The following is an 8927-nucleotide window of genomic DNA, read 5'->3' as shown; positions in this document are numbered from 1 at the left end:
GACGGCGGCGGTTATCCGACGGTTTCAGCCGCTCGACCCCGCTGCTCTCCCCGCGCGCGCCCTGGCGCTCCCTACCGTCATTGCGAGCGCAGCGAAGCAACCCAGCGGCGCTGGGTGAGCCTCTCACCTCCTGGGTTGCTTCGCTTCGCTCGCAATGACGGTGGCGACGAGCCGGGTTATCCGACGGACTGAACCCCGGCTCCGCGCGAAGGAGGCCCGCCGGTGCGCGGGCCTTTTTCAGGCGTGGCCCCCGGCGCGTCAGACCCGCTGCAGCTTTCGGTGCGGCTCAGGCGGCAGGCTCAGGCCGATGCTGTCGCCCGGGGCGATCACGCCGCCTTCCAGGATAACGGCCATGATGCCGGCCTTGAGCACCACCGCCCCCTCGGCGTCGCGATCCAGCACGGCGGCGAGCAGACCCTGACGATAGGCCTCGATCTGCCGGCAGGGGTTGCGCAGGCCGGTCACCGCGACCAGCGGCCCCTGGGAGAAGCGCAGCAGCGTGCCGGTGGGCAGCGCCAGCAGGTCGAGCCCGCGCGTCAGCAGATTCTCGCCCAGCCCACCCGGAGCGAGGTCGAAACCGCGCGCATCGAGCGCCTCGAGCCATTCCGCCGGGAAGAGATGCAGCTGGCGCAGATTGGGCTGCAGCGGGTCGGCCGCGACGCGCGAGCGGTGCCGGACGGTGGCTCCGCAATGGGCGTCGCCCTCGACGCCGAGCCCGGGCAGCAGGGTGATCGCAGCGCGGGGCGTCTTGCTGAAGCCGTGGCCCGGCTCGGCACTCACGGAAACCACGATGCCCATGGCAACTCCTTCGCCTGCGGTCGGCGGCGCTTCTGCCACGCCGCAGCCGGTCTGGCGAGGCCGCTATTTCGTCAGGATCAGCCGGTCGCGGGCGGTGATGCGCAGCCGGTAGCGCTCGCCGAGATGCAGCAGGATGATCTCCCGCCCGCCGCCCAGCAGGCTGCGGACATCGATCACCGGCGGTTCATGCGGCGCGGAACCGGGCGCATCGGCCGTGACAGGATCGGCGGGAGGAGGGTTCGTCATGGGTGTCGGAATCCGGAGCGGTCGCCAAGAAATGCGGAATCAGCGCTGGCTCTCGGGCGGTGCTGTTTTGAATAAATCCAAATCAAAACAGTACCTTGACCAGCATATGACTTAGCCGCGATGCCCGGGTCCGGTCAATCCGCGAGGGCGCGTGGGAGGGCAGGGGAACCGGAGAGACTGAGGCGCCGGGCCCGTGGCGACGGACGGTCGCGGATCGGCCCATCATGGGGCGAGGCGGCCGGCACGGCGCAGGGCCGGCCGGCCTTGCGGCTTTCCGCCCGGCCCGGCCGCGATCCGTTCGTGACGATCCCAGGGCGGGCGCCGGTGTGACCGCGGTCAGGTCCGGACGAGAGCCCCGGTCTTGAGCGCCTCGAAGCGGGCGAGCTGCTCCGGATCGAGCTCGCGATCGGGTCCGCGCCGGACGAAGACCTTGAACATCGCCTCGCCCGCGCCATTGAAGAACTGGATCGAGCAGGAGCGGCGGCCATGGAAGAGCCGGTCGACGAGGTGGATGGCGCGGCAATTCCCGGCCTTGATGTGCCCGCCGATCGGGCTGTCGCCATGGATGTTGTAATAGCCATGGCCGAAGCTGCCGCGCGGCAGGATGCCGGTGCATTCCAGCACGATGTCGGGGGTGTGGACGATGAACAGCACCTTGCCCCATTGCGAGAGCTCCTGCCAGAGCGCCTCGAAATGCGCGGCCGGGATCGCGCTGCGCTGGCTCGCCGGGGCGGCCTCGAGCACGGCGAGTGTCGACACGCCGACCTCGCGGGCGATGGCTTCGATGACACCGTCGGGTTTCTCGGCCAGCATCGCCTGGATGCGGGCCGAGCCTTCCGGTGTCAGCGTGATCGGCGCCGGCGGTTCCTGGCCGGCCGGCGCGCTCGCCTGCGAGATCGACATGCCGCCTCCCCTCACTCGGCCGCCTGGAGCGGGCGGGAGCTGCGTTCGCTGAGCACGGTCTCGAACCCCTCGAATTCGGGATGGCCGAGATAGAGCGGCCGGTCGCGCGGCTGGCCGGCATTGCGATGGGAATCGCGGAACTGCTCGGATTTCGTCCAGGCGGTGAAGGCCTCCTTGCTGGTCCAGCTGGTATGCGAGGCGTAGAGGGTGTGATCCGCCTTCTCCGGCCCCTTCAGCAGGTGAAAGGCGATATAGCCTTCGAGCTCGTCGAGCCGCGTCTTGCGCGAGGCCCAGATGGCTTCGAAGGCCGCCTCCTCGCCCTTGACGACCTTGAAGCGATTCATGGCGATGAACATGGGATGGTCCTTTCTGGCTGGCTGATGGGCTGGCTTAGAGTGATGGCAGCGGCGTGCCGAACTGGATCAGATTCCCGTCGGGATCGACCAGCGCGGCCTGGCGCATGCCCCAGGGCTTGTCCTCGGGCGGATGGTAGCGCGGCGCGCCGGCGCCGGGCTCCACGCGATCGGCGAAGCCCGCGGTGAACTGGTCGACATCCGAAACGCGGATGAAGGCGCCCGCCACAGAGCTCGCGGGGTCGCAGCCGGGATGGCTGAAGACATGCAGCTCCATCCAGCCGCGCGCGACGATGAGATAGGCGACCGGCTCGCCGAAGCGCCGCGCCTCGTCGAAGCCGAAGCGCGCATAAAAGGCGGAGGTGACCGAAGCGTCGCGCATCGGCAGGACCGGTGCCACGCAGTCTCCCTGCAGGGGATGGGCCGCCTTCGCCTCTGCGCTCATGTGCCGAACCGGGTGGAAAAGCCGATCTTGCCGACGAAGCCGGGGCTGTAACCCCCGTCGCGATAGCGCTTGTAGCGGACATCGGCGACGTTTTCGAGCGTGACGAAGGCGCGCGCATCCGGGGTGATCTTGTATTCGGCATAGAGATCGACCAGCGCATAGGCCTTGCTCGCCGTGGCCAGGGCCGCGCGCGGCAGGCGCTTCTGCTCGTCGACCATGGTCACCCGGCCGCCCAGCGTCAGCTTCTCCTCGAAGAGGCGCAGCCCCGCGCCGAGGATCAGCTTGTCCGGATAGATCGATTGCAGCGGCTGGTCGGTGGTGCGGTTGTCGCCGCGTACGCTGGAGCCGGCGATGCTGGCGAACCAGCGGCCGGCATCATAGGCGAATTCCGCCTCGACGCCGGTCAGCCGCGCCTTGGCGACGTTCTGATAGGTGTAGAAGGCATCGTCGCAGGAATTGCCGCCGGAGCCGCAGGGGCGGCCGGGATCGACGAAGACGCCATCGATGTAATTGGTGACCTCGTTGCGGAAGACGGCGACCTTGCCGCGGAACCGGTCGCCGGCCTGCAGGACATTGTCGTATTTCAGGTTGAGCCCCGCCTCCAGCGTCTTGCCGATCTCGGGCTTGAGGTTCGGATTGGGACGGAAGGCGAAGCGGGCGGGCGCGGGGTGGAGGCCGTCGACCAGGGTCTCGGTGATCGAGGGCGCACGATAGCCCTCGGCATAGGTGCCATAGGCCTGCAGCCCCTGCAGCGGCGTGACGCCGATGGTCAGCTTCGGCGAGAGGCGGTTGCCGTCCGAGGAGGTCCTGCCGCCGCTCAGCTCGTAGCTGTCATAGCGCAGGGCGCCGATCACATCGACGATGCCGTATTTCACATGGCTCTGCACGAAGCCGCCATAGACGCTGCGCTTGCCGGACGGCGTCGTCTCGTCGCCATTGCCGACCGGATCCCCGGTCCTGACGCGATCCTCGAACCAGTCGGCGCCATAGGAGAGGTTCAGCGCCGCGGCGCCGAGATCGAACTTCATGGTGTTCTGGATGTCGACGCCCTTCGTCTCGATATCGAAGAAGCGCTTGGCGCCCAGCGCCGCACCGGTTCCAGAGAGCTGCGTCTGGTCGGTTTCGGTCTTGGTGGAATAGGCGCTGGCCTTCAAATTGAGCCAGGGCAGGTCCGGCCGCGAGAAGCTGTACTGGCCGGTGTAGTTCTGCGTCACCACCTCGTTGTCGCGGCGCGGCGAGCCGGTGGTGCCGAGGCCGTTGCTGAAATCATAGCGCTGATACTGGCCGCCGAGCTTCAGCTCATGCCCGTCCCCCGGCGTCAGCACCAGCTTGCCGAGGCCCGATTTCAGATCCTGCCCGCTGTCGAGGATGCGGTTGCCATTGCCGTCGCGATAGCCGTTGAGCGAGCGGAAGGAGAGGCCGAGCAGCCCCGCCGCCCAATCGGTCGGGCGCGCCGCGCCGATCACGTTGCCATACCAGCCGGTCTGGCGGCTGAACACGCCGGTGGCGCCGATCTCGGCGGCGGCGCGCTCGCCGGGCCGCAGGATGTCCCTGGGATCGACGGTCTCGAAGGAGACGACGCCGCCGATGGCGCCGGAGCCATAGACATTGGCGACGGGACCGCGCGTCACGTCGATGGAGCGGATGAAGGCCGGATCGAGGAAGAAGGAGCCGTTCGCATTATGGCCGGAGCGCTGGAAATTCTGCCGCGCCCCGTCGACCGTGACCGCGACCCGGCCGAAATCCTGAAGGCCGCGAATGTTGATCGCGGTGGCGGGGTCGTTCGGGTTCTCCTGCGTCGCCACGCCCGGGATCATGTTGACGGCGCTGCCGAGGCGCTGCGGCGCGAGCGCCCGCAGATCGGTCCGGCTCATCACCGAAACCGAGGCGAGGGCGTCGATCGCCCGCTCTTCCTGCTTGCTGGCCGTGACGGTGATCTCGTCGAGCGAGACCGGCGCGCCCTGGCGCGCCAGTTGCGGCAGCTGCGCCGCCGGTGTCGGCGCCGCGGGCCGGCGCGGCTGCGCCTGGGCCATGGCACCGGATGCGGCGATGACGGCCGCCAAAGCGACGAGCGAGGTGGAAGCGCGCAGGAACGCGGCATGCGTGATCATGTGTGTCAGCCCCAGGCCGGAACAAGGAAATGGCTGGCTGGCGCCGCAAGGCGCGTGGCTGGCTGGCTGCGCTGCGAGGAGCGCCTCGTCACCTCATAGGAATATGGCAAGATCACGTCAAGTCGAACGTATTTTATCTACATTATAAAATCTATGATCTTGCTCACTTAACTTTAGAATAAATCAAAACTGAAATATTTGCAGCAGCTTCAGAGCAGTGGTAACTGGATCGACGTTAGATGACAGGGCGGGAAGACTGCGATGGTGAAGATCGGCGCTCCGGAGCGGCAGCCGCGCTTGCGGCAGGCCAGCCGGCGGGAAATCGGAACGGCGCTGGCACTGACCGCGATCGCCGGGCTCGGCCTGTGGCGGCCCGAAGCGTTGGTCGCCAGCAGCTTCGCCCAGACCCCGGCCCGGATCGTCGCGGCGGGCGGTGCGGTCACCGAGATCATCTACGCGCTCGGTCTGCAGGACCGGCTCGTCGGCGTCGATTCGACCAGCCAATTCCCGCCCGAGGCGCTGCAGACAAAATCCAATATCGGCTATGTCCGGGCGTTGTCGGCCGAGGGCGTGCTGTCGCTGCGGCCCTCGCTCGTCATCGCCATTCCCGGGGCCGGCCCGACCAACGCCCTGTCCCTGCTCAACGAGGCGGGCGTCCGTCTCGCCATCGTGCCGGATGATCCGAGCGCGGAGGGCGTCGTCACGAAGATCGAGGCGGTCGGCGCGCTGGTCGGTGCGGTCGAGCCGGCGCGGCGGCTGGCGGAGCGGGTGAAGGCCGGCTTCGCCTCGCTGGAGGCGCAGCGCGCCGCGCTGCCGCAGCCGCGCAGGGTGCTGTTCCTGCTCTCCCTGGCCAATGGCCGCGTGATGATCGGCGGCCGCGGCAGCTCGGCCGCGGCGATGATCGCGCTCGCCGGCGGCGTCAATGCCGGGGAGGCGGTCGAAGGGTTCAAGCCGATGACGGACGAGGCGATCATCGCCGCCGCGCCGGACGTCATCCTCTCGATGCGCACGGGCGCGGCCGGCGCGCTGACGAGCGAGGCGCTGTTCGCGATGCCGAGCTTCTCCCAGACGCCGGCGGCGGCGCGCAAGGCGCTGGTCGTCATGGACGGCCTCTATCTCCTCGGCTTCGGCCCCCGCGCTCCCGCCGCTGCCCGCGACCTGATGGCGGCGCTTTATCCCGAGCGGCAAATCGCGCCGCTGCCGGATCAGGCCAAGCCATGACCCTGGCCCTGCGCCAGCGCAGCGGGGCCGATCCGGCCTCCGCCCTCGATTTCGCCACCGCCGCCCGGCGGCGGGCCGTGCTGGCGACCGCGGCCGGCATCGCGCTGTGCCTCCTGCTCGCGGTGATCGCCCTGGGGCAGGGGGCGGTGCCGATCGCGCCCGAACGCGTGGCGCGGATCCTGCTGGCGCAGGCGACGGGCGGCGGCGATGCTCTCGCCGCGCGCGATGCGCTGGTGGTCGTGAACATCCGCCTGCCGCGGGTGCTGCTCGGGCTGATGATCGGGGCGGCGCTCGCCGTTTCGGGGGCGCTGATGCAGGGGCTGTTCCGCAATCCGCTCGCGGATCCCGGCCTCGTCGGCGTCTCGGCCGGTGCCGGCCTGGCCGCGGCGGTCACCATCGTGCTGGGCGACCGGATCCTCGCCGGCACAGGGCTGAAGCTGCCCTTCGCCGTCCTGCCGGTCGGCGCCTTCTGCGGCGGGTTGGTCTCGACGGTGGTGCTCTATCTCATCGCCACCCGGCAGGGGCGCACCTCGATCGCGACCATGCTGCTGGCGGGGATCGCGCTGGGCGCGCTGTCGGGCGCTTTCACCGGGCTGCTCTCCTATCTCTCGGATGATCGGCAGCTGCGGGACCTGACCTTCTGGTCGCTCGGCAGCCTGGGCGGGGCGAGCTGGAGCAAGCTCGCGGTAATCGCGCCCGTCCTGCTGCCGCTGCTGATCGCCGCGCCCGTGCTGGCGCGGGGGCTCAACGCGCTGATGCTGGGAGAGGCCGAGGCCTATCATCTCGGCCTGCCGGTCCAGCGCATCAAGGCGATGGCGATATTGCTGGTGGCGCTGGCGGTCGGGGCGAGCGTCGCGACGGCGGGGATCATCGGCTTCATCGGCATCGTCGTGCCGCATCTCGTGCGGCTGGCGGTCGGTCCCGATCATCGCCTGCTGCTGCCGCTCTCGGCGCTCGGCGGCGCGGGGCTGCTCGTCGCGGCCGATACGGCGGCGCGCCTGCTGGTGGCTCCGGCGGAACTGCCGATCGGCATCGTCACGGCCGCGCTCGGCGCGCCCTTCTTCCTCTGGCTGCTGCTGCGGAAGGCCGGCCATGACGATCTCTGATCCGGGGCCGGTGCTGATCGAGGGGCTGGGCCTGTGCTACGGTGCCGGCGGCCGGATGCTGGTCGAGAACGCGTCGCTGCCGCTCGAGGCGGGGCGGGTGACGGTGCTGGTCGGCCCCAATGGCGCCGGCAAATCGACCCTGCTCAAGCTCTTGACCGGCGAGATCTCTCCCGGCCGCGGGCTCGTCCGCTTCGCTGGCGAGCCGCTCGCCGCGATCGCGCCCTGGCGATTGGCGGCGCGGCGCGCGGTGATGGCGCAGCAGACGCGGCTGGCCTTCCCCTTCAGCGTCTACGAGGTGGCGCGGCTGGGGGTGGACGGGATCGGCCGCGGGCTCGATCGCCCGAGGCGCGAGGCGATCGTCGCGCAATGCCTGGCGGATGCCGGCGTGCTGTCGCTGGCTCCGCGCAGCTACCAGACCTTGTCGGGCGGGGAGAAGCAGCGCGTGCAGTTCGCCCGCGCCCTGTGCCAGCTGACGGCCGGGCGCAGCAGTGCCGCGGCGCAGGCGCTGTTCCTCGACGAGCCGGTGTCCAGCCTCGATCTCTGCCACCAGATCGCCCTGCTCGACATGGCGCGGGAGGTCGCGGCCGGCGGGGTGGCCGTGCTGATCGTGCTGCACGACCTGAACCTGGCCGTGACCTATGCCGATACGCTCGTTGTGATGGATCGCGGGCGCATCATGGCGCGCGGCAGGCCGGAGGCGGTTCTCGACGACACGCTGCTGCGCGACGTCTTCCGGGTCGATCTCGCTCTGGGGCTCAGCCCGCGGGCCGGAATCCCCTTCCTTCTGCCCCAGCAAAGGATGAGCGTCTGATGCCCTCCGGCTCTCCCCACATCAAGGCCCTGCGCTGGAGCCTCGCGGCGCTGGTGGCGCTGGCGCTGCATGGCGGGGTGGCCTGGCTCGCCGTGCGATATTCGGTGAACGACGCCGAGGCCGCCGCCGGTGCGCCGGAGCCTGCGATCATGATCGATCTGGCGGCGATTTCGGTCGCTCCCGAAACCCCGCCAGCGCCGCCGCCGCCGGAACCCGAGCCGGTCGCGCCGGTGGAGCCGCCGCCGGAGCCCGAAGCGGAGCCGCCCGAGCCCGAGCCGGAACCCGAGCCCGAACCCGAGCCGGAACCCGAGCCGGAACCTGCGCCGCCGGTGAAGCTCGACCTGCCGATCCCGGAGCTGCCGCCGCTGCCGAATGCGGAGGCGATGCTGCCGATGCCGGCCCCGCCACCGCCGGAGCCCGCGCCGCCGGAGCCTGTCGTGACCCCGCCTGTGCAGGTCAAGCCGCCGCCGCCGCCGAAACCGCGGATCGTGCGGCAAAAGCCGGTGGAGAAGCCGAAGCGGGTGAAGCAGGCCGCATCCGCGCCGCCGCCCTCGCGCGCCTCCAGGGCGCCGACGCCGGACCCGCAGGGCGCGGCGGCGCAGCCTACCGTGTCGCTGGCGAGCTGGCGCGGGTCGCTGCAGGCCCATCTCAACCGCTACAAGCGTTTCCCGAACGGGGCGCGGCCTGGGATCGTGCGCGTCGCCTTCGCCATCGACGGCGGGGGGCGGGTGTTGTCGGCACGGCTGGCCGCATCCTCGGGGGACGCCACGCTCGATGCCGAGGCGGTGTCGATGATCCAGCGGGCGAGCCCGGTGCCCGCGCCGCCCTCCGGTTCGCGGGGCGCGATCACGCTGACGGTCCCGATCAATTACACCCGCTGAAGCGGCCGCTGCGCCGCGCCGGGCGCACTGGCCTGCCGATTGTGCCGCTGCG

10 protein-coding genes are annotated in these 8927 nt (G+C 70.2%); 4 read left to right on the top strand and 6 right to left on the bottom strand.

What is annotated here, in order from left to right:
- Positions 1-258: 258 nt before the first annotated feature.
- The 6 genes from ASG72_RS07485 to ASG72_RS07460 form a co-directional block, all read right to left on the bottom strand.
- Positions 259-798: an MOSC domain-containing protein gene (locus ASG72_RS07485; protein WP_056710653.1), complete on the bottom strand. Its 540-nt coding sequence runs from the start codon at positions 796-798 to the stop codon at positions 259-261.
- A gap of 63 nt (positions 799-861) precedes the next feature.
- Entirely contained in the window at positions 862-1044 is a 183-nt protein-coding gene (locus ASG72_RS07480; RefSeq protein WP_056710651.1) for a hemin uptake protein HemP, read from the bottom strand.
- A 336-nt stretch (positions 1045-1380) separates the two neighbouring features.
- Complete coding sequence (gene hutX / locus ASG72_RS07475) at positions 1381-1857, bottom strand: heme utilization cystosolic carrier protein HutX (protein ID WP_056711045.1); 477 nt, start codon at positions 1855-1857, stop codon at positions 1381-1383.
- Positions 1858-1958: 101 nt separating this feature from the next.
- Positions 1959-2303, bottom strand: coding sequence for an antibiotic biosynthesis monooxygenase (locus ASG72_RS07470; RefSeq protein WP_056710649.1), 345 nt, complete (start codon positions 2301-2303; stop codon positions 1959-1961).
- 34 nt (positions 2304-2337) lie between these two features.
- Complete coding sequence (locus ASG72_RS07465; protein WP_056710647.1) at positions 2338-2745, bottom strand: VOC family protein; 408 nt, start codon at positions 2743-2745, stop codon at positions 2338-2340.
- Entirely contained in the window at positions 2742-4856 is a 2115-nt protein-coding gene (locus ASG72_RS07460) for a TonB-dependent hemoglobin/transferrin/lactoferrin family receptor (protein ID WP_056710645.1), read from the bottom strand. Before ASG72_RS07460 ends, ASG72_RS07465 begins: the two co-directional genes overlap by 4 nt.
- A gap of 261 nt (positions 4857-5117) precedes the next feature.
- Between ASG72_RS07460 and ASG72_RS07455 the strand changes: the two genes are divergently transcribed.
- From ASG72_RS07455 to ASG72_RS07440, 4 genes are read left to right on the top strand one after another with little or no spacing between them, the layout of a single operon-like run.
- On the top strand, positions 5118-6077 hold the full coding sequence (locus tag ASG72_RS07455; RefSeq protein ID WP_082540172.1) for an ABC transporter substrate-binding protein: 960 nt from the start codon (positions 5118-5120) through the stop codon (positions 6075-6077).
- On the top strand, positions 6074-7183 hold the full coding sequence (locus ASG72_RS07450; protein ID WP_082540171.1) for an iron ABC transporter permease: 1110 nt from the start codon (positions 6074-6076) through the stop codon (positions 7181-7183). Before ASG72_RS07455 ends, ASG72_RS07450 begins: the two co-directional genes overlap by 4 nt.
- Complete coding sequence (locus ASG72_RS07445; RefSeq protein WP_082540170.1) at positions 7170-7994, top strand: heme ABC transporter ATP-binding protein; 825 nt, start codon at positions 7170-7172, stop codon at positions 7992-7994. The genes ASG72_RS07450 and ASG72_RS07445 overlap by 14 nt, the downstream gene beginning before the upstream one ends.
- Entirely contained in the window at positions 7994-8875 is an 882-nt protein-coding gene (locus ASG72_RS07440; protein ID WP_056710643.1) for an energy transducer TonB, read from the top strand. The genes ASG72_RS07445 and ASG72_RS07440 overlap by 1 nt, the downstream gene beginning before the upstream one ends.
- Positions 8876-8927 lie beyond the last annotated feature (52 nt).

The organism is Allobosea sp. Leaf344, from assembly GCF_001426225.1.
Classification (GTDB): Bacteria; Pseudomonadota; Alphaproteobacteria; order Rhizobiales; family Beijerinckiaceae; genus Allobosea.
The sequence above is the reverse complement of the archived record's forward strand: the minus strand, read 5'-3'. Positions and strand labels throughout refer to the sequence as shown.

Bases quoted from the DNA above. Each gene is read 5' to 3' on its own strand.
- ASG72_RS07485 (WP_056710653.1), bottom strand. From the start codon at position 798: ATGGGCATCGTGGTTTCCGTGAGTGCCGAGCCGGGCCACGGCTTCAGC.
- ASG72_RS07480 (WP_056710651.1), bottom strand. From the start codon at position 1,044: ATGACGAACCCTCCTCCCGCCGATCCTGTCACGGCCGATGCGCCCGGT.
- hutX (WP_056711045.1), bottom strand. From the start codon at position 1,857: ATGCTGGCCGAGAAACCCGACGGTGTCATCGAAGCCATCGCCCGCGAG.
- ASG72_RS07470 (WP_056710649.1), bottom strand. From the start codon at position 2,303: ATGTTCATCGCCATGAATCGCTTCAAGGTCGTCAAGGGCGAGGAGGCG.
- ASG72_RS07465 (WP_056710647.1), bottom strand. From the start codon at position 2,745: ATGAGCGCAGAGGCGAAGGCGGCCCATCCCCTGCAGGGAGACTGCGTG.
- ASG72_RS07460 (WP_056710645.1), bottom strand. From the start codon at position 4,856: ATGATCACGCATGCCGCGTTCCTGCGCGCTTCCACCTCGCTCGTCGCT.
- ASG72_RS07455 (WP_082540172.1), top strand. From the start codon at position 5,118: ATGGTGAAGATCGGCGCTCCGGAGCGGCAGCCGCGCTTGCGGCAGGCC.
- ASG72_RS07450 (WP_082540171.1), top strand. From the start codon at position 6,074: ATGACCCTGGCCCTGCGCCAGCGCAGCGGGGCCGATCCGGCCTCCGCC.
- ASG72_RS07445 (WP_082540170.1), top strand. From the start codon at position 7,170: ATGACGATCTCTGATCCGGGGCCGGTGCTGATCGAGGGGCTGGGCCTG.
- ASG72_RS07440 (WP_056710643.1), top strand. From the start codon at position 7,994: ATGCCCTCCGGCTCTCCCCACATCAAGGCCCTGCGCTGGAGCCTCGCG.